General features: G+C 70.8%; 30 protein-coding genes. 10 read left to right on the plus strand and 20 right to left on the minus strand.

The window, feature by feature from the left end; translation table 11 throughout:
- The 3 genes from ACTMTF_RS31205 to ACTMTF_RS31215 form a co-directional block, all read right to left on the minus strand.
- The gene (locus ACTMTF_RS31205) at window positions 1-438 is read right to left on the minus strand and encodes an SgcJ/EcaC family oxidoreductase (RefSeq protein WP_441113875.1); all 438 of its coding nucleotides are present in this window, start codon (window positions 436-438) and stop codon (window positions 1-3) included.
- A gap of 4 nt (window positions 439-442) precedes the next feature.
- A complete protein-coding gene (locus tag ACTMTF_RS31210) occupies window positions 443-1,408 on the minus strand; it encodes a helix-turn-helix domain-containing protein (protein WP_441113876.1) in 966 nt (321 codons plus the stop codon).
- Window positions 1,409-1,472: 64 nt separating this feature from the next.
- Window positions 1,473-1,673 carry an EF-hand domain-containing protein gene (locus tag ACTMTF_RS31215; protein WP_397014550.1) on the minus strand — a complete coding sequence of 67 codons (201 nt, stop codon included), beginning with the start codon at window positions 1,671-1,673 and terminating at the stop codon, window positions 1,473-1,475.
- A gap of 121 nt (window positions 1,674-1,794) precedes the next feature.
- Here ACTMTF_RS31215 and ACTMTF_RS31220 point away from each other — a divergent pair, with 121 nt between their 5' ends.
- Window positions 1,795-3,453, plus strand: a complete 1,659-nt coding sequence (locus ACTMTF_RS31220) for an alpha-amylase family protein (RefSeq protein ID WP_441113877.1) — start codon at window positions 1,795-1,797, stop codon at window positions 3,451-3,453.
- Window positions 3,454-3,457: 4 nt separating this feature from the next.
- Here ACTMTF_RS31220 and ACTMTF_RS31225 read toward each other — a convergent pair whose 3' ends face one another.
- A complete protein-coding gene (locus tag ACTMTF_RS31225; RefSeq protein WP_441113878.1) occupies window positions 3,458-4,198 on the minus strand; it encodes a cytochrome d ubiquinol oxidase subunit II in 741 nt (246 codons plus the stop codon).
- Between the two features lie 179 nt (window positions 4,199-4,377).
- Between ACTMTF_RS31225 and ACTMTF_RS31230 the strand changes: the two genes are divergently transcribed.
- Complete coding sequence (locus ACTMTF_RS31230; protein WP_441113879.1) at window positions 4,378-4,842, plus strand: RNA-guided endonuclease InsQ/TnpB family protein; 465 nt, start codon at window positions 4,378-4,380, stop codon at window positions 4,840-4,842.
- A gap of 46 nt (window positions 4,843-4,888) precedes the next feature.
- Here the strand turns inward: ACTMTF_RS31230 and ACTMTF_RS31235 are convergent, their stop codons facing one another.
- The 3 genes from ACTMTF_RS31235 to ACTMTF_RS31245 all read right to left on the minus strand — a co-directional run bounded on the left by ACTMTF_RS31235 (window position 4,889) and on the right by ACTMTF_RS31245 (window position 8,026).
- Complete coding sequence (locus ACTMTF_RS31235; protein ID WP_441113880.1) at window positions 4,889-6,139, minus strand: cytochrome ubiquinol oxidase subunit I; 1,251 nt, start codon at window positions 6,137-6,139, stop codon at window positions 4,889-4,891.
- 97 nt (window positions 6,140-6,236) lie between these two features.
- Window positions 6,237-6,905: a response regulator gene (locus ACTMTF_RS31240; protein ID WP_397014542.1), complete on the minus strand. Its 669-nt coding sequence runs from the start codon at window positions 6,903-6,905 to the stop codon at window positions 6,237-6,239.
- Window positions 6,902-8,026 (minus strand): sensor histidine kinase, encoded by a 1,125-nt coding sequence (locus tag ACTMTF_RS31245; RefSeq protein WP_441113881.1) that lies wholly within the window; start codon window positions 8,024-8,026, stop codon window positions 6,902-6,904. The genes ACTMTF_RS31240 and ACTMTF_RS31245 overlap by 4 nt, the downstream gene beginning before the upstream one ends.
- An 80-nt stretch (window positions 8,027-8,106) precedes the next feature.
- On the opposite strand from ACTMTF_RS31245, the gene ACTMTF_RS31250 reads away from it, so the two are divergent.
- On the plus strand, window positions 8,107-8,319 hold the full coding sequence (locus ACTMTF_RS31250) for a hypothetical protein (protein WP_441113882.1): 213 nt from the start codon (window positions 8,107-8,109) through the stop codon (window positions 8,317-8,319).
- 33 nt (window positions 8,320-8,352) lie between these two features.
- Here ACTMTF_RS31250 and ACTMTF_RS31255 read toward each other — a convergent pair whose 3' ends face one another.
- Together ACTMTF_RS31255 and ACTMTF_RS31260 are read right to left on the minus strand one after the other, a co-directional pair.
- On the minus strand, window positions 8,353-9,288 hold the full coding sequence (locus ACTMTF_RS31255; RefSeq protein ID WP_441113991.1) for a fatty acid desaturase family protein: 936 nt from the start codon (window positions 9,286-9,288) through the stop codon (window positions 8,353-8,355).
- A 305-nt stretch (window positions 9,289-9,593) separates the two neighbouring features.
- Window positions 9,594-10,961, minus strand: coding sequence for an FAD-dependent oxidoreductase (locus tag ACTMTF_RS31260; RefSeq protein WP_441113883.1), 1,368 nt, complete (start codon window positions 10,959-10,961; stop codon window positions 9,594-9,596).
- Window positions 10,962-11,025: 64 nt separating this feature from the next.
- Here ACTMTF_RS31260 and ACTMTF_RS31265 point away from each other — a divergent pair, with 64 nt between their 5' ends.
- From ACTMTF_RS31265 to ACTMTF_RS31275, 3 genes are all read left to right on the plus strand, one after another.
- The gene (locus ACTMTF_RS31265) at window positions 11,026-11,628 is read left to right on the plus strand and encodes a TetR/AcrR family transcriptional regulator (RefSeq protein ID WP_441113884.1); all 603 of its coding nucleotides are present in this window, start codon (window positions 11,026-11,028) and stop codon (window positions 11,626-11,628) included.
- A gap of 36 nt (window positions 11,629-11,664) precedes the next feature.
- Entirely contained in the window at window positions 11,665-12,696 is a 1,032-nt protein-coding gene (locus ACTMTF_RS31270; protein WP_441113885.1) for an NAD-dependent epimerase/dehydratase family protein, read from the plus strand.
- Between the two features lie 99 nt (window positions 12,697-12,795).
- On the plus strand, window positions 12,796-13,461 hold the full coding sequence (locus ACTMTF_RS31275; RefSeq protein WP_441113886.1) for a glycosyltransferase family 2 protein: 666 nt from the start codon (window positions 12,796-12,798) through the stop codon (window positions 13,459-13,461).
- A 112-nt stretch (window positions 13,462-13,573) separates the two neighbouring features.
- Here the strand turns inward: ACTMTF_RS31275 and ACTMTF_RS31280 are convergent, their stop codons facing one another.
- The 8 genes from ACTMTF_RS31280 to ACTMTF_RS31315 form a co-directional block, all read right to left on the minus strand.
- Complete coding sequence (locus tag ACTMTF_RS31280) at window positions 13,574-13,786, minus strand: hypothetical protein (RefSeq protein ID WP_441113887.1); 213 nt, start codon at window positions 13,784-13,786, stop codon at window positions 13,574-13,576.
- Window positions 13,787-13,819: 33 nt separating this feature from the next.
- Complete coding sequence (locus ACTMTF_RS31285) at window positions 13,820-14,170, minus strand: nuclear transport factor 2 family protein (protein WP_441113888.1); 351 nt, start codon at window positions 14,168-14,170, stop codon at window positions 13,820-13,822.
- A 4-nt stretch (window positions 14,171-14,174) separates the two neighbouring features.
- Complete coding sequence (locus ACTMTF_RS31290; protein ID WP_397014524.1) at window positions 14,175-14,468, minus strand: DUF3140 domain-containing protein; 294 nt, start codon at window positions 14,466-14,468, stop codon at window positions 14,175-14,177.
- Between the two features lie 53 nt (window positions 14,469-14,521).
- Complete coding sequence (locus tag ACTMTF_RS31295; protein WP_441113889.1) at window positions 14,522-15,205, minus strand: response regulator; 684 nt, start codon at window positions 15,203-15,205, stop codon at window positions 14,522-14,524.
- Window positions 15,202-16,362 carry a sensor histidine kinase gene (locus tag ACTMTF_RS31300; protein WP_441113890.1) on the minus strand — a complete coding sequence of 387 codons (1,161 nt, stop codon included), beginning with the start codon at window positions 16,360-16,362 and terminating at the stop codon, window positions 15,202-15,204. The genes ACTMTF_RS31295 and ACTMTF_RS31300 overlap by 4 nt, the downstream gene beginning before the upstream one ends.
- A gap of 28 nt (window positions 16,363-16,390) precedes the next feature.
- The gene (locus tag ACTMTF_RS31305) at window positions 16,391-16,966 is read right to left on the minus strand and encodes a hypothetical protein (RefSeq protein WP_441113891.1); all 576 of its coding nucleotides are present in this window, start codon (window positions 16,964-16,966) and stop codon (window positions 16,391-16,393) included.
- Between the two features lie 205 nt (window positions 16,967-17,171).
- On the minus strand, window positions 17,172-17,297 hold the full coding sequence (locus ACTMTF_RS31310; protein ID WP_441113892.1) for a hypothetical protein: 126 nt from the start codon (window positions 17,295-17,297) through the stop codon (window positions 17,172-17,174).
- Window positions 17,294-18,106: an alpha/beta fold hydrolase gene (locus tag ACTMTF_RS31315; RefSeq protein WP_441113893.1), complete on the minus strand. Its 813-nt coding sequence runs from the start codon at window positions 18,104-18,106 to the stop codon at window positions 17,294-17,296. Before ACTMTF_RS31315 ends, ACTMTF_RS31310 begins: the two co-directional genes overlap by 4 nt.
- 119 nt (window positions 18,107-18,225) lie before the next feature.
- Between ACTMTF_RS31315 and ACTMTF_RS31320 the strand changes: the two genes are divergently transcribed.
- Entirely contained in the window at window positions 18,226-18,639 is a 414-nt protein-coding gene (locus tag ACTMTF_RS31320; RefSeq protein ID WP_397014512.1) for a nuclear transport factor 2 family protein, read from the plus strand.
- A gap of 41 nt (window positions 18,640-18,680) precedes the next feature.
- On the opposite strand, the gene ACTMTF_RS31325 is transcribed toward ACTMTF_RS31320, so the two are convergent.
- Both ACTMTF_RS31325 and ACTMTF_RS31330 read right to left on the minus strand, forming a co-directional pair.
- Window positions 18,681-19,205, minus strand: coding sequence for a DUF488 domain-containing protein (locus ACTMTF_RS31325; protein WP_441113894.1), 525 nt, complete (start codon window positions 19,203-19,205; stop codon window positions 18,681-18,683).
- A 4-nt stretch (window positions 19,206-19,209) separates the two neighbouring features.
- Window positions 19,210-19,542 carry a cupin domain-containing protein gene (locus tag ACTMTF_RS31330; RefSeq protein ID WP_441113895.1) on the minus strand — a complete coding sequence of 111 codons (333 nt, stop codon included), beginning with the start codon at window positions 19,540-19,542 and terminating at the stop codon, window positions 19,210-19,212.
- Window positions 19,543-19,663: 121 nt separating this feature from the next.
- Between ACTMTF_RS31330 and ACTMTF_RS31335 the strand changes: the two genes are divergently transcribed.
- The 3 genes from ACTMTF_RS31335 (at window position 19,664) to ACTMTF_RS31345 (ending at window position 23,568) form a co-directional block, all read left to right on the plus strand.
- Window positions 19,664-21,808: a sensor histidine kinase gene (locus tag ACTMTF_RS31335; RefSeq protein ID WP_441113896.1), complete on the plus strand. Its 2,145-nt coding sequence runs from the start codon at window positions 19,664-19,666 to the stop codon at window positions 21,806-21,808.
- A gap of 60 nt (window positions 21,809-21,868) precedes the next feature.
- On the plus strand, window positions 21,869-22,726 hold the full coding sequence (locus ACTMTF_RS31340; RefSeq protein ID WP_441113897.1) for a helix-turn-helix transcriptional regulator: 858 nt from the start codon (window positions 21,869-21,871) through the stop codon (window positions 22,724-22,726).
- A gap of 113 nt (window positions 22,727-22,839) precedes the next feature.
- Window positions 22,840-23,568, plus strand: coding sequence for an SDR family oxidoreductase (locus tag ACTMTF_RS31345; RefSeq protein WP_441113898.1), 729 nt, complete (start codon window positions 22,840-22,842; stop codon window positions 23,566-23,568).
- On the opposite strand, the gene ACTMTF_RS31350 is transcribed toward ACTMTF_RS31345, so the two are convergent.
- On the minus strand, window positions 23,565-24,098 hold the full coding sequence (locus tag ACTMTF_RS31350; protein ID WP_441113899.1) for a hypothetical protein: 534 nt from the start codon (window positions 24,096-24,098) through the stop codon (window positions 23,565-23,567). The genes ACTMTF_RS31345 and ACTMTF_RS31350 overlap by 4 nt on opposite strands.
- Window positions 24,099-24,129 lie beyond the last annotated feature (31 nt).

Raw genomic sequence — 24,129 nt, forward strand, 5'->3', positions numbered from 1 at the left:
TCAGGCCAGGGACTCCAGGGACTCCAGGGCTGCCATGGTCTCCAGGGACAGCAGGCGCGCGTTCTCCAGAGCCACGACCACCCAGCGGTCGTCCCGCCACACCACGACGAAAAGCTGCATGGAGAAGCGCGTCGGCGGTGGCTCCTCCTCGCCCGGCATGAGGATGCCGACGCGGCTGTGGACCACGCCGACGCCCGGGCTGATGATCCGGGCGAACGGCACCTCGCCCCGCACCAGCCGGGAACCCTTCATCACGGTGCCGAGGAGCGCCTCGTGTGCCGTGATCGCCTCCGCGCGGCTCCGGTAGATGGTTCCCTCAAGCTCCGCGAAAAGGGCGTCCTCGGCGAAATCCGCGAAGAAACCGGCGACGTCCCCGCGGTTCCAGGCCTCGTACATGTTGGTTGGAATGGTGCTCATCGCCTCGACCGACTGTTCCATGCGATCACCTTTCTGTAGTTCGGGCGCCCCCATCCTCGCTGGGCCGGGCGGCGGGCGCCTTGACTGCCCGTGCACGGTCACTGGACGTCAGCGCCGACGCGTTGTAGCCGTACGTCGCCTTGAAGAGCCTGCTGAAATGCGCCGGATCGGCGAATCCCCAGCGGGCGGCGACAGCCGCGACCGTCCGGTCGCTTCGCGCCAGGTCGGCGCGGCACTGCTCCAGGCGGCGTCGGCGGATGAGGGCCGCGACGGTCAGCGGCTGGTCTTCGAAAAGCTTGTGGAGCCGGCGTACGGAGATGTGATGTGCGGCGGCGATCCTGGCCGGGGCGAGATCTCGGTCGGACAGCCGCGCCTCGATGTAGCCGAGAACGCGGTCGCGCAGCGCCTCGTCGGCGCCCGGCCGCGCGTTGCCCAGCTGGGCATCGAGCGCCACCGAGATCAGCTCGATCACCGCAGCTGCCGATCGGTCCGCCTCGCCGGCGCGGAACCCGGTCAGCGACCGGGTCATGTTCCGTGCCAGTGAGGACACCAGGGCGCCCGGGCCGCGGTCACCTTTGATGCGTACGCCGGCCAGGCTGGCGGCGTCGCCCGGGCGGAGCCGCAGCTCCCGCCGGGGCACCAGGATGGTCACGTGCGTGGAGGCGGTGCTGGCGAACCGGACCGGCCGCGCCGGATCGATGAGGACCAGGTCGGTCGGCCGGAGGTCGGCGATGCCGCGGCCCTGCTCGATGCGTGCCCGGCCCCGCGTCATCAGGTCGATCTGCCACAACTCCTCGTCGGCGTCGCGGACGCGACGAGCGTCTCGGAAGCACTCGCCCTCGGGCGTGACCAGCTCGATCAGCTTGAGAGGCCCAAGGTCGCGCGCCGCGACGGTGGCCCGGAATTCCCTGCAGTCGTGGCGCGCGCTGAGGACAGGCGGCATCCCGCTGGTTGCGAGCGTCTCCTGGAAGGTTTCGATGTCGGTGAACACGGCCCCACGCTAGCGCCGCCGGTGAGGCTCCAGGCGACTCGGCCAGCAGGACGTGGCCGCCGCGTCAGGGCTGCAGGAACGTGCCGAGTTCGGTGACGTCGATGAGGCCGTCGCCGTCGCGGTCGAGCCTGCGGACGCCTTCCTGGGCCGCGTCCAGGGTGATGGGGCGGCCGAGGACCTCCATCAGCCGCACCAGCTCGACGGCGGAGATGCGGCCGTCCTTGTCGGTGTCGATCAGGTCGAAGGTGATCGCGTAGTCGCTCATGGTGGCCCTTCCAGTGGATCGTGTCGGGTCAGACCTTAGTGGCGACTTGTCGTAGTGCGTCAATGAATGTGGTCACTTGTGGGCGTTGTGAGATCGCGGCCTCCCGGGGTAGTGAGGCGCGATGCGACTGACGTACACCAGCGACCTTTGGTGGAAGAACGCCGTCATCTACTGCCTGGACGTGGAGACGTTCAAGGACGGGAACGGTGACGGCATCGGCGACTTCCGGGGGCTCACGCAGCAGATCGACTATCTGGCGGGGCTGGGGGTCACCTGCCTGTGGCTGATGCCGTTCTATCCGACGCCCAAGCAGGATGACGGTTACGACGTCACCGACTACTACAGCGTCGATCCGCGGCTGGGCACGCTGGGTGACTTCGTGGAGTTCATGCGCACCGCCCACGACCGCGGCCTGCGGGTCATTGCCGACCTGGTCGTCAACCACACCTCCGACCAGCACCCCTGGTTCGTGGAGGCGCGCTCGGGCAAGGACTCGCCGCGCCGCGACTGGTACGTCTGGTCCGACACGCCGGGGCCGGAGCCCGCGCAGCTCGTCTTCCCCGACAAGGAGGACAGCGTCTGGGAGCTCGACGAGGGCAGCGGCCAGTACTACCTGCACAGCTTCTACCGCCACCAGCCCGACGTGAACATGGGCAACCCGGAGGTACGCGACGAGATCACCCGCATTCTCGGCTTCTGGATGGAGCTCGGGCTGGCCGGGTTCCGGGTCGACGCGGTGCCGTTCCTCATCGAGAACATCGCCCCCAAGCTGGCCGACCCGCACGAGGTGCTGGCCGACCTGCGTGCCTTCATGACCCGGCGCAAGGGCGACTCGGTGCTGCTCGGCGAGGTCAACCTGCCGTACGAGGAGCTGCTCGGCTACTTCGGCGAGGGGCTCGGCGACCAGCTCAGCATGTGCTTCGACTTCATCGGCATGCAGCGCGCCTGGCTGTCGCTGGCCCGTGGCGACGCCGCGCCGCTCGCCGCCGCGCTCAAGGAGCGGCCCGCGCCGCCCAAGGACTGCCAGTGGGCGGTGTTCCTGCGCAACCACGACGAGCTGACCCTGGACAAGCTCACCGAGGACGAGCGCCAGGAGATCTTCGCGGCGTTCGGCCCCGACAAGGACATGCAGCTCTTCGGCCGCGGCCTCCGCAGGCGGGTGCCCCCGATGCTCGGCGGCGACCCGCGGCACGTCAAGCTCGTCTACAGCCTGCTGTTCTCGCTGCCGGGCACCCCGGTGCTCTTCTACGGCGAGGAGATCGGCATGGGCGAAGACCTGGGAGCCGAAGGCCGTATGGCGGTCCGCACGCCCATGCAGTGGTCCAAGGAGGGCGGCTTCACCAGGGGCACGCCGGTGCGCGCGATGACCGAAGGCGACTTCGGCCCCGACCGGGTCAACGTGGCGGACCAGCTGCGGGACACCTCGTCACTGCTGCGCTGGATCCAGCTGCTCATCGAGCGCTACCGCCAGTGCCCCGAGCTGGCCTGGGGCACGTACACGGTGCTGGCGTCGGGGGACCCGGCGGTCTTCGCGCACCGCTGCGACGCCGACGGCGCGACGGTCCTCGCGGTGCACAACCTCGGCGACGGCCGCGCGGACGTCGAGCTGTCGCTGACGGGACTGGAGGGCTGCCGGCTCACCGACCTTCTGGTGGACGGCACGCTGGAGGTGCCCGAGAGCGGCCGGGTGAGCCTGCCGCTCGACGGGTACGGCTGCCGCTGGCTGCGCGTCTCGGCCCCGGAGGTCCCCCCGGAGGACGCCTCGGTCCTGGCGCACTGACTCCTCAGAGGTACGACGGGCCGCTGACACGGTGCCTGAACGTCCACCACACCCACGCCTGCGACGCCACCAGCAGCGGCATCATGACCAGGATGATCGGCACAAGCAGCGCACCGGACGTCCCCGGCTCCAGGGGCAGCCGCAGCCCGGCCAGCACCCCGACGACGGCCATGGCGGTCGCCGTCAGGGCGAGGGTGCGTACCTCGCCCGCGCCGCCCGACAGCACCGCGGCGCGCTCACGCAGCGTCCCGCGCAGCCGCAGCGCGGCGAAGGCCAGCCCGTGCGTCGCGAACAGCGCCGCCAGCACCAGCGCGGGCAGCAGCGAGAGCGGCCCGCTCATCCCCAGCAGCACGTCCCCGAGCAGCATCCCCCAGCTCAGCGCCAGCCCCCAGCTGCCGGCGACGATCGCCCCGTCCCACAGCCGCCGCCAGCCGGCGCCCGCCACCCTGCCGCGCAGCCACAGCCCCATGTCGCGGACCACCCACGACAGCAGCAGGACCACGACCAGCGAGTAGTGCCCGACCAGCAGCTCGGTCTCCAGATGGGGGAACAGGCCGACGAGCACCCCGGCGGTGGCCACCAGCCACACCTCGTTGCCGAGGAAGAACGGCGCGATCGCGGCGATCGTCTCCCGCCGCTCCTCCGAGGTCCGCCCCAGGTAGGGCAGCAGCATGCCGACCCCGATGTCGGCCCCCGCCAGCACCAGATAGCCGAGTGCGAAGAAGGCCAGGATGAAGAGCTCCATCAGCTCCTCCCGAGGGGACCGTCGCCTTGAGGCGACGGGGGAATCGGGAGCGGGAGGGCCGTCAAGGCCCGAGTGTGCCCTGGCCTGTCAGGTTCGCGCATCACGGATGTCCTTCCTGGTTTTGTCGGCGCCGGCCGATATCGTGGTGTTGTCATTACCGAGCGTGATGGGAGGTGGGTGTGCGCAGGTCGTTCACGTTCGTGTTGCGTCCCACCGCCCGGCAGGTTGCGGCGCTGGCGGCGAAGGCCGCGCTCGCCCTGGTCCGCGCCTACGACGTGATCGCGCACGAGGACCTGCGGATCACCAACATGACCCGCAGTGCCTCCGGTACGGTCGAGCAGCCCGGCCGCAACGTCGCGCAGAAGTCCGGGCCTAACCGTTCGATCCTGGATGCGGGCTGGGGGGTGTTCCTGACGATCCTGTCGCACAAGGCTGAAAGCGCCGGTCGCAAGCTGATCGCGGTGAACCCCGCCGGCACCTCCCGCACGTGCGCCCGCTGCGGGCACTGTGCGAAGGACGACCGCCTCACCCAAGCCGCGTTCGCCTGTACGGCGTGCGGGCATGCCGCGCACGCCGACGTGAACGCGGCGATCAACATCTTGAGGGCAGGGCTTGCCCTTCGCCAGGCTGCGCAAGCGGCTTAGCGAGAAGCCGCTCTCTTCAGGGAGCGGAGGAGTCACGTCCGCTCCCTCAGAACGTCAGGACGGGGGTGGCCGTCTCGATCGGGCGATCGCCCAGGGTCACGCCGGCGGGCCCGCGCCGCGCGGCCCTGGCCAGCAGCCAGTAATTGATCACGACCAGTACGGCGAACACCGAGGTGAAGGCGATGACCGAGAATCGCATCTGCCCGGCGGTCACCGGTGACATCGCGTCGGCCGTCGTCAGCAGCCCGTAGACCGCCCACGGCTGCCGCCCCATCTCACGGAAGATCCACCCGGCCAGCATGGCCACGAACGGCACCGGGATCATCGCGGTCAGCAGCCAGTGCCAGATCCGCAGCCCCCGCACCACCGGCCGGAACAGCATCAGCAGGAAGCTCAGCCCGGAGAAGAAGAACATCAGCGCGAACAGGATCAGCATCGTCATCGCGCCGCTCTGCACCCACGCCACGGGCGGCAGGTAGTCGCCGGGCCCGTGCAGGGCCACCATCTCGGCCTGCGCCTCGGCCATCCGCCCGGCGTCACCGACCCAGGCCGCGCTCTTGGTGGGCTGCAACTCCTGGAACCCGATACCGCCGAACGTGGCGGTGACCAGCGTCGCGGGCAGCGCGACCGTGATCCCGACGCGCAGCGACTTGCGGAAGAAGTCCTGCTCGGCCGTCCGCCTGCGCAGGTGGTAGGCGCTCACCCCGGCCATGAAGAACCCGGCGACCACCAGCGCGCCGCTCAGGATGTGCCCGAACGCCACCAGCGCCGCCGGGTTGGCCACCATCGCGCCGAAGTCGGCCAGGTGCAGCACGCCGCCCTGCATCCGGTGACCGACCGGGTTCTGCAGGAAGCCGTTGGACACCATGATCCAGAACGCCGAGGCGTAGGCGGTGAGCGTGACCACCCAGATCAGCGCCAGGTGGGCCCAGCGGTTCAGCTTGTTCCAGCCGAAGATCCACAGGCCCAGGAACGTCGCCTCGACGAAGAACGCGATCATCGTCTCAAGTGCCAGCGCGGAGCCGAAGGCGTTGCCCGCGAACTCCGTCAGGCCGCTCCACGACAGCCCGAGCTGAAACTCCATGACCAGCCCGGTGACGATGCCCATCGCGTAGTTGATGATGTAGAGCTGCCCCCAGAACCGCGTCATCGCCTGGTGCACCGGGTCGCGCCCGAACGTGGCCCTGGTCTGGACGACGGCCACCAGTGTCGCCAGGCCGAGCGTCAGCGCCACGAACAGGAAGTGCGCGCCCGCGGTGAGCGCGAACTGCAGGCGGGCGAGTTCCACTGTCTCCATGCCGAGCAGCATCCGGCTCGGGCCTGCCCCGGCGCGTCAGCCCGGGGCGGGCACCTGGTGTACACCCCCGGTGACACGGCGCCCGGAAGTGTACGACTCAGGGGGTAAGCCAGCCCGGCGTGATGACTCCGGCCTCGTAGGCGAGCACCACGAGCTGGGCCCGGTCGCGCACCCGGAGCTTGCTCATGATCCGGCTGACGTGGGTCTTGGCCGTGGCGGGGCTGAGCACCAGCCTGGCCGCGATCTCGTCGTTGGACAGCCCGCCCGCGACCAGCGCCAGGACCTCCCGCTCCCGCTCGGTGAGCGCGTTGAGCTCCGGCCCCGGCTCGGGGCGCTTGACCCGGCCCGCGAACTCGGCGATCAGCTTGCGGGTGACCGACGGCGCGATCAGCGCGTCGCCCCTGGCGACCACCCGCACGGCGTGGATCAGCTCGGCCGGCTCGGTGTCCTTGACCAGGAAGCCGCTGGCGCCCGCGCGCAGCGCGCCGTAGACGTAGTCGTCGAGGTCGAACGTGGTCAGGATGATCACCTTGACCTCGGCCAGCCGGGGGTCGGCGCAGATCCGGCGGGTCGCCTCCAGGCCGTCGAGCTGCGGCATGCGGATGTCCATGAGGACCACGTCGGGCCTGCTCTCGCGGGCTCCCGCCACCGCCTCGGCGCCGTTGGCGGCCTCGGCGACCACCTCGATGTCGTCCTCGTCGCTCAGGATGGACCGGAAGCCGGCCCGTACCAGGTGCTGGTCGTCGGCGAGCAGCGTGCGGATCATGACGCTCCGTTCAGCGGTAGTGCGGCGACGACCCGGAAGCCGCCCTCGGGCCTGGGGCCGGCGTCGAGGCTGCCGCCCAGGGCGGTGGCGCGCTCGCGCATGCCCTGCACGCCGAAGCCGCTGCCCTCGGTGAAGGCGACGCCCGGACCGTCATCCTCGACACGGATCATGATATTTCCGGACGTGTTGCTGACGGTCAGGGTGGCCTCCTTGCTGCCGGAGTGCCGGGACACGTTCGTGAGCGCCTCCCGGATGATCCGGGCGGCGGCCAGATCCACCTCCACGGGCACCCCGTCCAGCGGCCCCGACACCTGAGTGCGCACGGTCAGCCCCGAGGCCTCCACCAGCGCTTCCAGCCGCGCCAGACTCCCGGCGGGCGCGGTCGGCGCGCCCTCGTCCACCTGGCGCAGCACGCCCAGCGTGGTACGCAGCTCGCGCAGCGTCTCCTTGCTGGTGTCCTTGATCGTACGCAGCGCCGACTCGGCGTCCTCGGGCCGCTTCTTCAGCCCGTGCAGCGCGGCCGAGGCCTGCACGTTGATCATGGAGATGTTGTGCCCGAGCACGTCGTGCAGCTCCCTGGCGATGCGCAGCCGCTCCTCGCCCGCCCGCCGCCGCGCTTCCTCCTCCTTGCCGTGCTCGGCGTCGCGCACCCGCCGCTCGGCCTCCTGGAGGAAGGCGCGGCGGTTGCGGGTCACGCTGCCCGCGGCGATGGCCGCCGCCACCCAGCCCGCGATCATCACGAACGTGCTGTCGTCGACGTGCCGGACGCCTCCGGCCTCGCCGAGTCCCATGGCCAGCAGCGAGGCCGCGCCGGTGGCGATGGCGGAGATGAGATGGCCCCGGTCGGCGGCGGTGTAGAGGACTATGAACGGCAGCAGGATGAGCGGCCCGTCGAGCCTGGCGAAGGGGTAGTAGGCGACCACGGCCGCCGACACGACCACCAGCGCCACCACCGGATAACGCTCGCGGAGCAGCACCCCGGCCGCCGCGACGAGCGGCAGCAGCACGTCCAGGACGTTGGGCTGCCGCTCCGCACGGAGGACCCCCGTGACGACCACGGCGGCCAGCACCACACCGACCACGGCGAGCGACACGACAGTTCCCGTCGTGAACCTGCGCATGCTTGCCATTCTGTACGGCCGCCGTCATGGATACATCCACCTGGGGTGGTAGCCGAGGTACACGCGGGTAGTGCTGGGGAATGAGCACCAAAGACGACCTGCGCCGACTCGACGAAGACTTGGCGAAGCTGAAGCAGGACAACCAGGATCTGCGCGACCAGATCCGCGACATGGGGGCGACCGACCAGTTCGAGATCGCTGCCATGATCGCGCAGGCCGATGAGCGGGCGGGACTCATCGCCGAGCTGGAAGTGCGCAGGGAGACGCTGCGCCGGCGGCTGGAACAGGACTGAGCGCTCCGAGGGCCGAGCGGCCCCCGAAGCGCGTCAGCGCAGCGGCACGCCGACCTCGTTGAGGTGGCTGAGAGCCTGGCTGTAGGACTTGATCAGCCCGGTCTCCAGATAGCTGACGCCGATCTCCTCGCAGTAGCGCCGGACGATCGGCTGGGCCTTGCGCAGGTTGGGCGAGGGCATGTTCGGGAAGAGGTGGTGCTCGATCTGGTAGTTGAGCTGGCCGAGCAGCACGTCGGTGAAGACGCCGCCCTTGACGTTGCGCGAGGTCAGCACCTGCTTGCGCAGGAAGTCGAGCTTGTCCTCGGCGGTCAGGATCGGCATCCCCTTGTGGTTGGGCGCGAACGAGCAGCCCAGGTAGATGCCGAACAGCCCCTGGTGCACCACGATGAACGCCAGTGCCATGCCGAACGGCAGCACGGTGAAGATCAGGCCGAAGTAGAGGACGAAGTGGAGGGCCAGCAGCGCGCCCTCGGTGCCGCGGCGTTTGGCCGTGGGCTTGAACACCTCTTTGATGCTGGCGACGTGCAGATGCCAGGCTTCGAGGGTGAGCAGCGGGAAGAACCAGTAGGCCTGCCGCTTGGCGATGAAGCGGGCCAGGGGGGTCGTCCTGCCCAGCTGGTCCTGCGACCAGACGATCACCGAGGGGGAGACGTCCGGGTCGTGGTCCTCATGATTGGGGTTGGCGTGGTGACGGTTGTGCTTGTTGTTCCACCAGCCCCAGCCGAGCCCGATGGCGAGGTTGCCGAACAGCAGCCCGGCGACGTCACTGGCGCGGCGGGTCCGGAAGACCTGCCGGTGTCCCACGTCGTGGGAGACGAGCCCGATCTGGGTGGAGATCACGGCGAGCAGTACGGCGACGAGCAACTGCCACCACGAGGCGCCGACCCAGGCGAACAGCGCCCAGGCACCCAGGTAGGCGCCCATGACGAGGCTCATCCGGATCGCGTAGTAAACGGGTCGCCGGTTCAGCAGACCGGCTTCGGTGATCTTGTCGACGAGTCTGGCGAAGTCGCTGCCTCGGGTTCCGAGCGTGACGGGATCGGCCACTGGTCTCCTTCTTTCGCGGTGGAAGCTGCCCCCACATTGGCGCATTCCCCGCGATTGCGGAAGATCGAACCTGGCGCACTCCATGTGTAGCAGCGGCTGGCATGCGTTGCCGCACTGCTTCTACCACAGTACGCAGCCCTTAGACCGCCTGGACCTCGTGAAGGCTTACCAGATGCTTAAAGCCTGGTTATGGCGAGGATGTCACCCGAACTCGCTCGCAGGTGGCCCTATTCGCCGGCGAACACCCTGGCCTTGAAAGCGGGGAAGCGCTGGGCCGTGCGGAGGAACGCCTTGAAGCCGGCCCGTGCCATCCGGTTGCCGCCGACGAACTGCTCGACCGCGCGCATCGAGTCCCGTACGGCCGCGAAACCGTACTCCCGCATCCGGGCCTCGTAGCCGGCGATGGCCTGGAGCGGGTCCTGGCCGTGGGCGAGGGCGCTGGTGAGGGCTTGGGTGAGGAGACGGGCGTCGCGGAGCGCGGTGTTGGCGCCGATGCCGCGCATCGGGGTCATGCTGTGGATGGCGTCGCCGAGCAGGGTGATGTTCGTGGTCTGCCAGGGCTCGACGGGGATCGAGGTACGGATCGGCAGCAGGGAGACCGTGCCCGGGTCGGAGTCGTCGACGAGTCTGCGCAGGTCGGGGTGCCAGGACTGGATCATGAGGGACACCGTGGCCTTGAGCTGCTCGCCCGACATTTCCGAAATGTCGGGCGGGAAGTGGTGGCCGGCCGCGCCGAGGGCCCACAGGACGTAGCTGCTGGTGTTGTCCATCAGCGCGCCCTCCTGCTCGGTCGCCCCGATACCGCCGAGCCCGGCAGCGGCCCCGACGCCGCAGGCGCCGGAGCCTGTGGCGGCTCCGAGGCTGCCGACGCCGCCTGTGGTGGGGCCGATGTCGCGGATGTTCGCGGTGCCCGTGGACTCACTCAGGTCGTGCGGGGCGCAGAAGAGGCCGAGGCCGCTGGGCGGGATGACCGTGTTGGGGCCGTCGACCAGCCGGGGCGACAGGAGCCCCCTGGTCTCCTCCGTGAGCGGGAACTTGCCCGCCACCGTCGTGATGCCGGTGTCGACCCGTCGGGCGTGCGGCAGATACTGCCCGCGCACCCGTGAGTTCCCGCCGTCGGCCGCGACCACGATGCCCGCCGTCTCGCTGCCGCCGTCGGCGAAGTGCAGCCTGACGCGCCCGTCCGGCAGTCGCTCGTAGCGCTCGTACGTCCTGCCGAACCGCACCACCTCGTCGAGCCCGGACAGCAGCACCTGCCTGAGCGTGATGCGGCTGGCCGAGTGGTGGCCGTCGGCCGGATCGGCGACCTCGGCGGTCTCCAGCAGCGCCAGCAGGCGCATCTTCTCGCTGAGGAAGCCGAAGTCCTGACCGCCTTGTCCGGTGGTGTCCAGGAACGCCTGCCACAGGTGTGGAGGCAGGCAGTCGTGCAGCGCCCGCGCGCCGTGGGGGTCGATGTGCACGCGGTAGCCCTGCAGCCGGTCGGCGGGGGTGCGGTCGCGCTCGTAGACGGTGACCGGAAGGCCCGCCTTGCGCAGCCCCTGAGCCAGGCAGAGACCGCCGATGCCGCCGCCGATGATCGCAATGTCGTTCGTCATGTCTTCGACTATCAACCAAACGGATGAAACTGTCAACCAAACGGATGGATGATAAAGTCCCGGCATGAGACGAGCGCCAGAGGAGAAGCAGCGCGACCCCGAGCGCACCAAGGCCCGCATCGTGCAGGCGGCGCTGGAGGAGTTCGCGGCCAAGGGCTTCGCCGGAGCCCGGGTCGGCGAGATCGCCGCCAGAGCCGGCGTCAACAAACAGCTGATCTCCTACTACTTCGGCGGCAAGGAGGGCCTCTACCAGGCGATCAACACCCGATGGCAGGGCGAGGAGAGCGCCTTCGCCGACCACGGCGCGACACTGGCGGAGCTCGTCGCCGGCTACGTACGAGCCAACTCCGAGCGCCGCGACTTCGGCAAGCTGATGCTCTGGCAGGGGCTGACCGACGACGGCCCACCGGACGAGAGCTTCGCCGAGGACATGCGCCGCGACGTCGAACAGCTCCGCCGCCGCCAGGAGGCCGGCGAGTTCCCGGCGGACCTCGACCCTGCGGCGGTGCTCGTGGCCCTGTTCGCGATGACCGCGGCCGGCATCTCCTTCCCCCAGCTCGTCAGGGCCGTCTGCGAGCGGGACCCCGCCTCACCGGAGTTCGGCGCCTACTACGCCGAGCAGGTCCAGCGGCTGGTGGCGCACCTGGGCGACGTTCCCGCTTCGTAAGATCGGCACGCGCCGGGCGGGTGTTGGATCGGCGGCATGCGTGTACTGCTCACCGGCTCAGCGGGTTTCATCGGCAGCCACATCGCCGAGGCGCTCTCCGGCACTGAGGTGCTCTCCGGCACTGAGGTGCTCTCCGATCCACCGGGCGCCGGGGCGTCCCCCGACTACGAGGTGCTCGCCGCAGACCTGGTCAGCGGCGTGGACGTACGCGACGCCGACGCCCTCGACCGGCTGCTGCCCGGCGTCGACGCCGTCGTGCACCAGGCCGCCAAGGTCGGGCTCGGCGTCGACGTGGCCGACCTGCCCGACTACACCTCCGTCAACGCCTACGGCACCGCCGTCCTGCTCGCCGCCATGGCCAGGCACCGCGTGCCCAGGCTGGTGCTCGCCTCCTCGATGGTGGTCTACGGCGAGGGCGCGTACGACTGCCTCACCCACGGGCGGGTACGGCCGGGCCCTCGGCAGGCGGACGACCTGGCCCAGGGCCTGTTCGACCCCCGCTGCCCCGCCTGCGGCAGCGTGCTGGCCCCGGCCGTCATCGCCGAGGACGCCCCCCTCGACCCCCGCAACGCCTACGCCACCACCAAGCTCGCCCAGGAACACCTGGCCGCCAACTGGGCCCGCGAGACCGGCGGCACCGCCGTGGCCCTGCGCTACCACAACGTCTACGGCCCACGCATGCCCAGGGACACGCCGTACGCCGGAGTCGCTGCGATCTTCCTGTCGGCGCTGCTGGCCGGGCGGGCGCCACGGGTCTTCGAGGACGGCGGCCAGCGCCGCGACTTCGTACACGTCCGAGACGTGGCCCACGCCAACGTCCTGGCCCTGCGGGCAGGCGTCCCCGGCGCCCTGACCCCGTACAACATCGCCAGCGGCACCCCGCACACGGTCGGCGAGCTGGCGACGGCCCTCTCCCACCAGACCGGCGGCCCCCACCCCGTCACAACGGGCGCCTACCGCCTGGGAGACGTCCGCCACATCGTCGCCTCCCCGGCCCGAGCCACCAGAGACCTGGGGTTCCGCGCCCAGATCTCCTTCACCGACGGCCTCAAGGAATTCACCGCCTAGGCGACCGCCGGCCCTCTGGAGACCGGCTCCGAGGACACGCGTCGGGCCGTCATGACTTCGTAAGACCGCTGCCAGGCGGTGGGGCCTAGCGTCTGTCGCATGATCGATGTCGTGCTGCCCTGTCTGAACGAGGCCGCCGCGCTCCCGTGGGTGCTCGAACGCATCCCGTACGGATACCGCCCCATCGTGGTCGACAACGGCTCCACCGACGGCTCGCCGGATATCGCGGCCGCGTACGGCGCGCTGGTCGTCCAGGAGCCGCAGCGTGGCTTCGGCGCGGCCTGCCACGCGGGCCTGCTGGCGGCGACGGCCGACCTCGTCTGCTTCATGGACGCCGACGCCTCCCTCGACCCCCGCCAACTGCCCCTCGTCACCGCCCCGGTCCTGGCGGGCGAGAGCGAGCTGGTCCTCGGCCGCCGTAGGGAGCTGGGCGATGGAGGCGACAGGGCGTGGCCGGTGCATGCCAGGCTGGGGAACGCGGTTCTGGCCTGGAGGCTGCGGCGGGGGGCCGGGATCCCGCTGCATGATCTGGGGCCGATGCGGGCCTGTCGCAGGGAAGCGCTGGTCGGGCTCGGGCTGGCCGACCGCCGCTTCGGGTACCCGCTGGAGATGGTGCTGCGCGCCGCCGCCGTCGGCTGGCGGGTCACCGAGGTGGAGGTGGACTACCTGCCGCGCGCCGGACGCTCCAAGGTCACCGGCACCGTCCGGGGCACCCTGCGGGCCATCTCCGACATGCGCTCCGTGCTGGCCGAACATCGGGCCTAGAACCCCGGCCTAGAACCCGGCCGCCAAAAATCCGGGTGCCCGGAATCCGGCGCAACGCGAACAGGCGGCACCGCTCGATGGCGGTGCCGCTGGGGAGTGGGCCGAACCCGGGTTAGCCCGCCGAGAGGCGGTCGAAGAGGGCCAATGCCGCTTGCCGGACGTCCGCGGGCGAGAGCCCGTCGAGCGTCTGTCTGGCCTGCGTGACGTCGCGAGTCGTAGCGAGCGTGATCGCCACGGACTTCGCCGCGGCGCGGTCGATCGATCCGGCCGGTGCGGCGTCGGCGAGCTGCTGGGCGTTCGCGGCGAGGTCGAGGTTGTCTCTCAACGGGCCTCCTCGGGTGGTGGTCGGCCTATTGCATCACCTTGCGTCATGCTCCATCCACCATTCGGTGAATTCCCGGCACCTGCCGTCGGGAACGAATCGGATCACCCACAAGTTGCTGTACGTTTTGTCCGGATATGTAGTGACGCCCTGGATGACGCTCACCTCGTCGGTGAGACACACCGGATGCCACTCGAACGTGGTCTCGCCAGGCTTGTCCTGGCGGGCGAGCCAGTTCGCGACGATCTCGTCGCGCCCGCGCGCGGGGATGCTGTACGGCTCGTTGGAGTAGATGGCGTCCTCGGTGAACAGGGCGGCGATCTCGTCCGGATCATTGGACTCCCACGCCCGGAGGTAGCCGTCGATCCACGCCTGCGGCTCGACCATGGCGCTAGGCCCGCAGCGGATCGTGACCGGCGGACATGAGCAGGTGCCGCGACTCGTCGTCCGTCTTGTCGCCCACGGTCTCCACCAGCTCGACGACCCGCCGCATCGTGTCGTAGTCGTCCTTGGTCAGGTCCACCTTGCGCTTGCCCAGGACGTGCAGCACGCCCCGGCCCAGGCTGTCGATGCCCAGGTCGGGATCGGGCGCGAAGCCGTCCTCGCCGGAGGCGTCGGCGAGCAGGTAGGCCCGCAGCTCCTCCGACGTCATGTTCACCACGCGGTGGAACTCATCCCAGAGCATGTCAATCTCAATGCCGTCCGTCATACGCCCCGGCCTACCCTCCCGGCCGCGCCTTACGCCCCCGGCACGGCCAGCCCGGATTCGTAGGCGGTGATCACCGCCTGCACCCTGTCCCGCAGCCCGAGCTTGGTGAGCAGGTTGCTGACGTGCGACTTCACGGTGTGCTCGCTGACCACCAGGGCCGCGGCGATCTCCGCGTTGGACAACCCGCGGGCGATGAGCTGGAGCGTCTCGCGCTCCCTGGCGGTCAGTACGGCCAGCGCGCCGGCCGCCTCGGCGGCGGGCCTGGCGGCCGGCCTGGACGTGAACTCGTGGATCAGCCGGGTGGTGACCGTGGGAGCCAGCAGCGACTCGCCCCCGGCGACCACCCGCACGGCGTTGACCAGGTCGTCGCGGCGCACGTCCTTGAGCAGGAACCCGCTGGCCCCGGCCCGCAGCGCGTCGTAGACGTAGTCGTCCAGGTCGAACGTGGTGAGCATGAGCACCCGGCAGGCCGATTCGGCGCACACGATCCGGGCCGCCTCGATGCCGTCCATCCTGGGCATCCGGATGTCGAGCAGCAGCACGTCGGGGGCGTGCTCGCGTACCGCCGCCACCGCCTGGACGCCGTCACCCGCCTCCGCCACCACGTCGATGTCCGGCTGTGCGTCCAGGATCATCGCGAACCCGCCTCTGACCAGCTCCTGGTCGTCGGCCACCACCACCCGGACAACCGGGGTGGACTCCGTGCCGGTCATGATCGAGCCGCCGGGAGGCGTACCGAGACCTGGAAGCCGGGGCCGTCCGGGCGGGGGCCCGCGGTCGCGGTGCCGCCACAGGCGGCGGCGCGCTCGCGGACGCCGATCAGCCCGTGCCCGCTCGACGGCAGTGCCAGGCCGGAGCCCCGCCCGTCGTCGGTGATGTCGATCATCAGCGTGTCGTCTCCCCAGGTGAGCCGGATGTCCGCATGGTGGGCGCCGGCGTGCTTGACGATGTTCGTGAGCGCTTCCTGCGTGATCCGGTAGGCGGCGACCGCGCAGTCCGGTGTCACGGGGCGAGGCTCGCCCACGGTGTGGAAGGCCACCTCCAGGCCGGTGCCCGAGACCTGGGCCGCCAGTTCGGGCAGGTCCTCGACGGTGGGCTGAGGAGCGCGGGGCGCCTCGTCCTCCTTGAGGGCGCCCAGCATGCGCCTGAGCTGGACCATCGCGTCGCGTCCGGCCCCCGCGATGGCCTCGAAGGCGGCCTCGGCCCGCTCCGGGTTGTTCCTGACGGCCACCGGCCCGGCTTCGGCCTGCACGACCATGAGGCTGACCGCGTGGGCGAGGATGTCGTGCATGTCGCGGGCGATTCTGGCCCGCTCGCGTTCCGCCGCGCGTTCGGCTTCCATCTGGCGTTCCCTTTCCAGCCGCGCGGCCCGCTCCTCCAGCGCCGCGGCGTGCGCGCGGCTGGTGGCCGCCGCCCTGCCGATGGCGTACGAGGCGACGAGCAGCACGGCGCTGCGCAGCGCTGTCTCCGACGAGCCGACGAACACCGCCATACCGGCAGCGGTCAGGACGAGGGTGATGATTCTTGTCCAGAAAGTGGAGTAGGCGGCGACGGTGTAGAAACCGACGAGCGAGCCGTACCACACGGGCTGGTCCGCCACCTGCTCGGACAGGTCGTACAGGGCGCTGATGCTGAGGCTCGACAGCAGGACGGGCACCGGGAAGCGGCGCCGCCAGATCAGCGGGAGCGACGAGGCGACCGCGACGGCATAACCCCACCAGCTGTACGGCACGCCGGTCGAGTTCTCGCTGGAGACCAGCGGCCAGAGCTGCGCGATCGTGATCAGCGCGGTGAGCGCCCCGTCCGCCACGAGCGGCGGGACCGCTCGCAGACGCCTGCGCAGTACGGCGATGAGCGGAGGATCGGGCACGATGTCCCATCCTTTCAAGTCCGCATGGTCACGCATGAGCCAGGGCGGTCTTCGTCGGCCGCGTCGCCAGCGGCAGGAACGCGATCATCGCGACCACCGCGCCGACGGGGATGAGGTCCAGCGACGCGAACGGCAGCAGGATCTGGACCAGCACGAGCACGGGCACCCAGAGCTTGACCTGGCGCTGGACGGCGAGTTGGATCACCAGGGCGAGCTGGGCGAGGTAGAAGAGGATCGGCCCGGCCTCGTAGACCAGCAGCGGCACTCCGGGCACCGCCTGCACCTGGTCGAACAGCGGCCCCATGGCCTCGTGGTCGGCGGCCATGAACCCGACCACGATGTCGATCGCGAACTGGACGAAGGCGAACGCGATCCCGGCGAGTCCCGCCGCCAGAAGGCCGGTGGCGACCCGGCCACGCCCGAGCATCCTCCACATATCCCGAAATATCACGGCGAAGAGCACCAGGGCGCCCATGAAGGCGAGATGTCCGAGCGTCCAGGCGAGCCCGGGACCCCGGCTGCCGTCGAACCCGTCGACGACGCGGAGCACTCCGTAGACCATGGCGAGCGCGGGGGCGGCGAGGTACGCGGGGCGAGTGATCATGAGCTGCTCTCCTCGGGGGTGGGGCCGGGATGACGTCCGGTGCGCGAGATCGGCTGCCCGGAGTCGACGTCCCAGCGGTTCGGCTGATGCCCCTAATCCTGCGATGATCCGCCTCGCCTGGGATCGCCGCGAGGAGCGAACCTCGGCCTCACTCCCAAGAGCGAGCACCCTCGCCCGCGAGAGCGAGTATGCGACGTGAGGGCGGTCACGCCTCGCCGTTGGTGAGGCGGGTGATGATGTCGGCGGCGACGCCCGCCCCGGCGCGGTTCTCGGCGCTCAGCGGCACCAGGAACCGGCCGCCCATGGAGGCCACCGTGGTGCGGAAGATCATTGGAAGAACTCCTTGAGGACCGGGGCCAGCGCCTGCGGCTTGACCATATGTGTCTGGCCCGGCAGGGTGCGGCGCTCGGCGCCGGGCAGGACCCGCGCCAGGTCCGTGGCGCCGTTGCGGATCCAGGCCGGGCTCTTCGCGCCGTCGGCCACCAGCGTGGGCACCTTGATCGAGTCCCACTGCCCCTCGGGCAGCGGCCTGCCACGCTCGAAGTCGGTGACGAAGGCCGCGTCGTACGGCAGCGTGCGGGCCACCTCCTTCATCCCCGACCAGCCGGGCATGAACCGCATCATGGCCACCATCGCGCCGGGCAGGTTGACCCCCTTGCGCATGAAGTAGCCGATCGCCTTGTCGGGCCGGCCCGTGGCCAGGAAGTCCTGGAGCCGCTCGGTGTAATCGGCGGGGATGGGCGGCCGGGTGTCGTCGACGATGAACGGCGGCTCGTAGACCGCCAGCCTGCTCACGGCCAGCCCACTCTCGACGGCGGCCAGGGCCAGCGCCGCGCCCGACGAGATCCCGTACAGGAGGACCGGACCGCCGGCCTCCTCGATGAGCGCGGCGAGGTCCTCGAGCTCGCGCTCGGGGGCGTACGGCGCGGTGTCGCCGCTCTCGCCCCGGCCGCGCCGGTCGTAGGTGTAGACGGTGAAATCGTCGGCCAGCTCCTGGGCCAGCGGCCTGGCGGGGCCCGAGGCCCGGTGGCACATGGCGCCGTCGACCAGGATGAGCGCCGGGCCCCGGCCGATGCGCTCGAAGGCGATCGTGGTGCCGTCGGCGGAAGTGACCGTCTGGGTGCTGTGCTTCGTCTCCATGCCCCGAAGCCTTTCACCGACAAATAAATTTGTCAATGCCTTACCTGGGAGGTAATCGCCCAGCGTCGGCCGCTTCTGACACAGTTAGGGCCATCCGCTGATCAACCGGGAGGAACACCATGTCCACGCGCGACGTCGTCCAAGAGCTGCTGCGCCGGATCGGCGAGGGCGACCCCGAGCGGATCGCCGAGATGTACGCCGAGCACGGCGACTGGAAGCTCGACTGGCCGGAGTCGGAGCACGGCCGCATGGACATCCCGTGGATCCGGCACCGCAAGACCCGCGCCGACGCCGCCGACCACTTCCGCCTGATCGCCGAGCACCATGTGCCGGAGGAGGCGGGCACCGTGGTGGAGCGCATCCTGGTGGACGGCGACGACGCCGTCGTGCTCGGCGAGATCCGGCAGACCGCGCGCTCCACCGGGCGCGCGTACCGCTCCCGCTTCGCCCTGCACCTCACGGTCGAGAACGGTCTCGTCACCCGCCACCACGTCTACGAGGACAGCCTCGCGGTCGCCCAGGCATTCGCCTGAGACAAGGGAGACACGGGGCAGGGGAGGCGCGGCGCGGGGGGCTACGTCCGGTAGTCGTACACCAGAAGACCGTCCTCGCGCAGGCGGGCGCCCGGGGTCGGCGGGTGGTCGGTGAGGCGGCCGTCGTGCGCCAGGTGCTGGACGGTCGCGTGCCTGGCCAGGACGGCGAAGTCGGCGATGAGACGCCGATGGCAACGCCACCACACCGCCTCGGCGCACATCACCGCCGTGCGCCCGGCGGCCGCCTGCGCCAGCAGCTCGTCCATGGCCGCCAGGAAGTCCGGCTCGCGGGTGTGGCCCGCGTAGCCGCGGAAGGAGGCGTTCTCCCAGAAGACGTCGGGGGAGTCCGGCGCCGGCTTGCGGAAGCCGCCGAGCCGGCCGTCCCACCGGTAGCCGAGCCCGGCGGCCGGCAGCCACTCGGCCAGCGCCTCCCGGCCGGCGTCGGGGTTGCGCCTGCTGCCGGGCGCGGTCCGTACGTCGACGACGGCCGTGACGCCGGCCTCCAGCAGGAGGGCGGCGAGGCGGTCGCGGGTGGCCGTGCCGTGCCCGAAGGTCAGCAGGGTCACCGGGTCAGGGCAGTTTGGCGACGGTGAGCAGGGCGGCGGAGTCCTCCAGGGCCTCCAGGCTGTGGCGGGCCTGCGGGATCACGATGAAGTCGCCCGTCATCCCGTCCCACGAGGTGCCGCCGCTGCGCAGGCGGACCCGTCCGTGCAGCACCAGGAGGGTGGCCTCGCCGGGGTTCTCGTGCTCGCTGAGCGATTGGCCGGTCGTCAGCGCGATGAGCGTCTGGCGCAGGGTGTGCTCGTGACCGCCGTGCAGCGTCTCCGCGCTGTGTCCGGTCGAGGCCTCGGCCGCGCGCTTGAGGTGTTCGCGGACCACGGCGTCCAATGAGGTCTTCTGCATGGCTTCGAGTCTGTCACCGAGGGCGCGGGTTCACCCCGACGGCGGCGGGGGGAGGCGATTTATTACCCCAAAGACGTCATAATCCTGTCCAACTCATGGGGGCTGGAGAGGCAGGAACACAATGGCCGAAATCGCCGGCAGTGCCACGGCAGCGGGCGGAGCCGTGGCCGCCGCCGAGAGCTCGCCGGCGCGCCTGGCGAGCGGCATCGCCCTGCTGATGGCGGTGGTGTCCCCGGCCCTTGAGGTGACGGGGATGCTGGTCTGGGCCGGCCTGCCCGACGAGTGGACGCCGCGGATGACCGTGACTCCGCAGTCGGCCGTCGCGCTGACGTTCCCGGCGGTGGGAGCGTTCCTCATCTTCCACCGGCCCCGGTTGAAGCTGGCCTGGCTGATGTGCGTGGGCGGGCTGGCGGCCGGCGTCAGCGACGTCATGGGGGCGCTGATGCTCCGGTCCGCCGCCGACGGCCACCTGGTGACGGCCGGCTGCTTACGCTTCCCGAACCTGGTCGGCTGGGCGGTGTGCGGCGTGACGCTGACGCTGCTGCTGCCGATGTACTCCCCCGACGGCCGGCTACCGTCGCCGCGCTGGCGGGTGGTCCCGATCGTCGGCGCCACCGCGCTGGCGGCCGAGATGCTGCGCAACGCCGTGCGCCCGGATCCGCCACTGGCGACCTATCCGTACCCCGCCGTCATCCCGAACCCGCTGCAGGTCCCCGCCCTCGCGCCGTTCACGTCCACCGTCTTCGTGATCACCTGGACGGTCATCTACGCCTCGATGGCGCTGGCGGCCATCTCCCTGGCCTCCCGGCTGCGGGCCGCGAGCCCGGTGGTGCGGCGGCAGATCGGGTGGCCGCTGTTCGCGTTCTCCGGCTACATCATCTGCCTGGTCGTGGCCTCGTTCGCGGACGAGCTGGTCTGGCCGGCGATCATCTGGGCCGGGCTCATCCCGATCGCGATCGCCTTCTCGGCCATGCGTTACAGGCTGTACGGGATCGACACGGTGATCAGCCGGACCTTCGTGGCCGCCGGGCTGCTGGCCGTCGTCAGCGCCGTCTACTTCGGCTTCGGCGCGGCGTCGAGCCTGTTCGTCTCCGGTTATGACCAGGTCGCCGGGCTGGCCGCCGCCCTGTTCGCCGGGGCGTTCTTCCAGCCGCTGCGGCGGATGCTGCAGCGGGCCGTCGACCGGATGCTGTACGGCAAGGTCGGCGATCCCGGCCTCCTCGCCGAGCGGCTGACGCAGGCGATCCGGCGCGGCGACCCGGCCAAGGCGCTGACGTCGGTGGTCGGCGTGTTGCGCGACGGGCTCGCAGTCGAGGGCGTCGCCGTGGTGGTGATCGACGGCGAGCCCCGCTACGTCGAGAACGGGCGGGTGGGAGAGGCACAGCGGCGGGTGCCGCTCGTCTGGCACGGGGAGCAGGTGGGCTACCTGCTCGTGGGCCTGCCGGGACCGCGCCGGTTCCCCGCCGCGCACAACGAGCGGATGCTGGCCGCCCTCACGCCGTACGTCGCGGACGTGGCTCACGCGGTACGCATGGCGGCGGACTTGCAACGTTCCAGGGAGCGCATCCTGACCACCCGTGAGGAGGAGCGGCGGCGGCTGCGCCGCGACCTGCACGACGGGCTGGGGCAGAGCCTGTCCAGCATGGCGATGATCATCAACATCGCCCGCAGCCGGTTGAAGGACTCGCCGGACTCGGCCGACACGCTGCTGTTGCAGCTGCGGTCCGGGATGGACGCCGTCGCCGGGGACATCCGCGAGCTGGTGTACGGCCTGCGACCGCCCGCCCTGGACGATCTGGGCCTGGCGCGGGCCGTACGGGACCTCGCGGGGCAGTCCTCGCCGGAGATCTCGATCGAGGTGATGGTCGAGGGCGAGCTGTCCGAGCTGCCGGCGGCGGTCGAGGTGGCCGTCTACCGGATCGTTCAGGAGGCGCTGACGAACGTGCGGCGGCACGCCGAGGCACGTACGGCCTCCGTCGTCCTGCAGCGGGAGGACTCGGTGCTGCGGGTGACGATCCGCGACGACGGCCGAGGGCTGCCGGAGGGCCACCGGGCCGGGGTCGGGCTGGGGTCCATGCGCGAGCGGGCGGCGGAACTGGGCGGCATCTGCGTCGTCAGCGGCCTGCCCGGCGCGGGCACGCAGGTGGAGGTCATGCTGCCGCTGTCGTCCAGCCGTCGCCACGCACCGAGGGAGAAGCCACCGAGGGAGAAGCCACCGAAGGAGAAGCCACCGAAGGGAGAGCCGGCGCAGGAGTGGTCAGCCTAGGAGTGACCCGGCCCCCTTCCGCGCTCCCATAAGCCGTGGACCAGGCCTAACCTGGAGCGCATGGACAGGGACAACCTGCTCGGCCAGTTCCTGAGAGCCCGCCGGGAGCTCATCAGGCCCGAAGACGTGAACCTGCCTGCCGGCAGCCGGCGACGGGTGGCGGGACTGCGGCGGGAAGAGGTCGCGATGCTGGCGGGAGTCAGCGCCGACTACTACGTACGCCTGGAGCAAGGCCGCGAGCGGCACCCGTCGGCCCAGGTGGTCGACGCGCTGGCCCGCGCGCTGGGGCTGACGGACGACGCGGTCGCGCACCTGCACCAGCTCGCGAACCCGGGCGTCCGCCGGCGCCGGGCCCCACGCCAGGAGCGGGTGAGCCCGAACCTGCTGCGCATGATGACGGGCTGGTCCCACACCCCGGCCATCGTCCTGGGCCGCAGCCTGACCGTGCTGGCGCACAACGCGCTGGGCGGCGCGCTGTACGCCGGCCACACCTACAGCGCGGACCTCGTACGGCTGGTGTTCCTCGACCCGGACGCCCGGGAGTTCTTCCCGGACTGGGAGCGGGCGGCGGTCAACACCGTCGCCGGGCTGCGGGCCGTGGCCGGGGCGGACGTCGACGATCCGGCGCTGATCGAGGTGGTCGGCGAGCTGTCGTTGCGGAGCGAGAGCTTCCGGCGGCTGTGGGCGCGGCACGACGTCCGCCACAAGACGCACGACACCAAGCGTTTCCACCACCGCCTGGTCGGCGAGCTGACCCTGCACTACGAGTCGTTCACCGTCAACGGCGCCCCCGGCCAGCAACTGGTCGTCTACCAGGCCGAGCCGGGCAGCCCGTCCGAGCAGGCCCTCGCGCTGCTGGGCAGCCTCACCGCCGAGCTCGCGCCCCCGGCCGCGGCCGAGCGGTCGACAGCCGAATAACCGCCGAACAACCACCGAGCAACCACCGCAGTCACCGAACCCGCCGAGCACGCGGGTCGATGCCGCACGCCCCGGCATGCCCCGGGGCACGAGAAACGAAACGAGACACGTACATGAGCAACTCCAAAATCATCCTGGTCACCGGCGCCAGCAGCGGCATCGGTCAGGCCACCGCGCTGCGCCTGGCCCGCGAGGGCAACCACGTGGTCATCGGCGCCCGCCGTGAGGACCGCCTGAAGGCGCTCGCGGAGGAGATCAGCCACGCGGGCGGCAGCGTCGACACGCGCCGCCTGGACGTGACCGACGGCGCGGACGTGGTCGCGTTCGCCGAGGAGACCGTGCAGCGGCACGGCCGGATCGACGTGATCGTCAACAACGCCGGCGTGATGCCGCTGTCCCGGCTGGACTCGCTGCTGATCGAGGAGTGGGACCGGATGATCGACGTCAACATCCGCGGCCTGCTGCACGGGATCGCCGCCGGGCTGCCGATCTTCCAGCGGCAGGGGGGCGGGCACTTCGTGACCGTCGCCTCCATCGGCGCCCACCAGGTGTCGCCGACCGCCGCCGTCTACTGCGCCACGAAGTACGCCGCCTGGGCGATCACCGAAGGGTTGCGGCAGGAGTCCGACCCGAGCATCCGGGTCACCACCATCTCGCCGGGCGTCGTCGAGTCCGAGCTCGCCGACACCATCACCGAGGCCGGCGCGAAGGACAGGATGCGCGTCTTCCGGGCGGAGACCATCGCGCCCGACGCCATCGCCCAGGCGATCTCGTACGCGATCGGGCAGCCGGCCGACGTGGACGTCAACGAGATCGTCGTCCGGCCTGCCCGGCAGCGTTAGAGCCAGCTGGCCCGTACGGCCACGGCGGCGCCGTCGTCCGGCGCCCTGCCGAGCTCGCCCGCCCTGACCTTGGCGAGCAGGCGCTCGACGCAGTCGATGATCTCGGGGGCGCAGGCGCGCAGCGCGTCCGCGTCCCCGGCGGCGTCCTGGCCGGTGCCCGCCTGCTCAAGCACGCCGTCCAGGTCGGACAACCGGCCTTCGAGCCACTTGAGCGGATCACTGGACAGGTCCCTGGCGAACACGCGAGGGCCGGGGTCCCATCCGGTGAAGACCGGATGATGATGGGTCCGGTCGAAGCTGCCGGGTCGTCCCTCCACGGACTCCAGCAGGTCCACCCGCCAGATCGGCCGGTCGACGTGGATCGGGCGGGCGGAATAGACGGTGCCCTTCAGCTCCCCCTGGGCGAGTTCCCGCACTTCGAGGCGGACTCCCCGTTCGGCGCCCTCTTGGCCCTTGTTCGGATTCGGGTCGCGGAAGTAGATGTCGCTCACGGCCACGCCGATGCGCTCGAAGCCGAAGACGTACAGCATGAGGAGTTCCTTCCTCTACGGGTGTTTCTCG

This window comes from Nonomuraea sp. ZG12, from assembly GCF_052068115.1.
GTDB lineage: Bacteria > Actinomycetota > Actinomycetes > Streptosporangiales > Streptosporangiaceae > Nonomuraea.

Bases quoted from the DNA above. Each gene is read 5' to 3' on its own strand.
- ACTMTF_RS31205 (WP_441113875.1), bottom strand. From the start codon at position 438: ATGGAACAGTCGGTCGAGGCGATGAGCACCATTCCAACCAACATGTAC.
- ACTMTF_RS31215 (WP_397014550.1), bottom strand. From the start codon at position 1,673: ATGAGCGACTACGCGATCACCTTCGACCTGATCGACACCGACAAGGAC.
- ACTMTF_RS31220 (WP_441113877.1), top strand. From the start codon at position 1,795: ATGCGACTGACGTACACCAGCGACCTTTGGTGGAAGAACGCCGTCATC.
- ACTMTF_RS31225 (WP_441113878.1), bottom strand. From the start codon at position 4,198: ATGGAGCTCTTCATCCTGGCCTTCTTCGCACTCGGCTATCTGGTGCTG.
- ACTMTF_RS31235 (WP_441113880.1), bottom strand. From the start codon at position 6,139: ATGGAGACAGTGGAACTCGCCCGCCTGCAGTTCGCGCTCACCGCGGGC.
- ACTMTF_RS31240 (WP_397014542.1), bottom strand. From the start codon at position 6,905: ATGATCCGCACGCTGCTCGCCGACGACCAGCACCTGGTACGGGCCGGC.
- ACTMTF_RS31245 (WP_441113881.1), bottom strand. From the start codon at position 8,026: ATGCGCAGGTTCACGACGGGAACTGTCGTGTCGCTCGCCGTGGTCGGT.
- ACTMTF_RS31250 (WP_441113882.1), top strand. From the start codon at position 8,107: ATGAGCACCAAAGACGACCTGCGCCGACTCGACGAAGACTTGGCGAAG.
- ACTMTF_RS31260 (WP_441113883.1), bottom strand. From the start codon at position 10,961: ATGACGAACGACATTGCGATCATCGGCGGCGGCATCGGCGGTCTCTGC.
- ACTMTF_RS31265 (WP_441113884.1), top strand. From the start codon at position 11,026: ATGAGACGAGCGCCAGAGGAGAAGCAGCGCGACCCCGAGCGCACCAAG.
- ACTMTF_RS31270 (WP_441113885.1), top strand. From the start codon at position 11,665: ATGCGTGTACTGCTCACCGGCTCAGCGGGTTTCATCGGCAGCCACATC.
- ACTMTF_RS31275 (WP_441113886.1), top strand. From the start codon at position 12,796: ATGATCGATGTCGTGCTGCCCTGTCTGAACGAGGCCGCCGCGCTCCCG.
- ACTMTF_RS31285 (WP_441113888.1), bottom strand. From the start codon at position 14,170: ATGGTCGAGCCGCAGGCGTGGATCGACGGCTACCTCCGGGCGTGGGAG.
- ACTMTF_RS31290 (WP_397014524.1), bottom strand. From the start codon at position 14,468: ATGCTCTGGGATGAGTTCCACCGCGTGGTGAACATGACGTCGGAGGAG.
- ACTMTF_RS31295 (WP_441113889.1), bottom strand. From the start codon at position 15,205: ATGACCGGCACGGAGTCCACCCCGGTTGTCCGGGTGGTGGTGGCCGAC.
- ACTMTF_RS31305 (WP_441113891.1), bottom strand. From the start codon at position 16,966: ATGATCACTCGCCCCGCGTACCTCGCCGCCCCCGCGCTCGCCATGGTC.
- ACTMTF_RS31310 (WP_441113892.1), bottom strand. From the start codon at position 17,297: ATGATCTTCCGCACCACGGTGGCCTCCATGGGCGGCCGGTTCCTGGTG.
- ACTMTF_RS31315 (WP_441113893.1), bottom strand. From the start codon at position 18,106: ATGGAGACGAAGCACAGCACCCAGACGGTCACTTCCGCCGACGGCACC.
- ACTMTF_RS31320 (WP_397014512.1), top strand. From the start codon at position 18,226: ATGTCCACGCGCGACGTCGTCCAAGAGCTGCTGCGCCGGATCGGCGAG.
- ACTMTF_RS31330 (WP_441113895.1), bottom strand. From the start codon at position 19,542: ATGCAGAAGACCTCATTGGACGCCGTGGTCCGCGAACACCTCAAGCGC.
- ACTMTF_RS31335 (WP_441113896.1), top strand. From the start codon at position 19,664: ATGGCCGAAATCGCCGGCAGTGCCACGGCAGCGGGCGGAGCCGTGGCC.
- ACTMTF_RS31340 (WP_441113897.1), top strand. From the start codon at position 21,869: ATGGACAGGGACAACCTGCTCGGCCAGTTCCTGAGAGCCCGCCGGGAG.
- ACTMTF_RS31345 (WP_441113898.1), top strand. From the start codon at position 22,840: ATGAGCAACTCCAAAATCATCCTGGTCACCGGCGCCAGCAGCGGCATC.
- ACTMTF_RS31350 (WP_441113899.1), bottom strand. From the start codon at position 24,098: ATGCTGTACGTCTTCGGCTTCGAGCGCATCGGCGTGGCCGTGAGCGAC.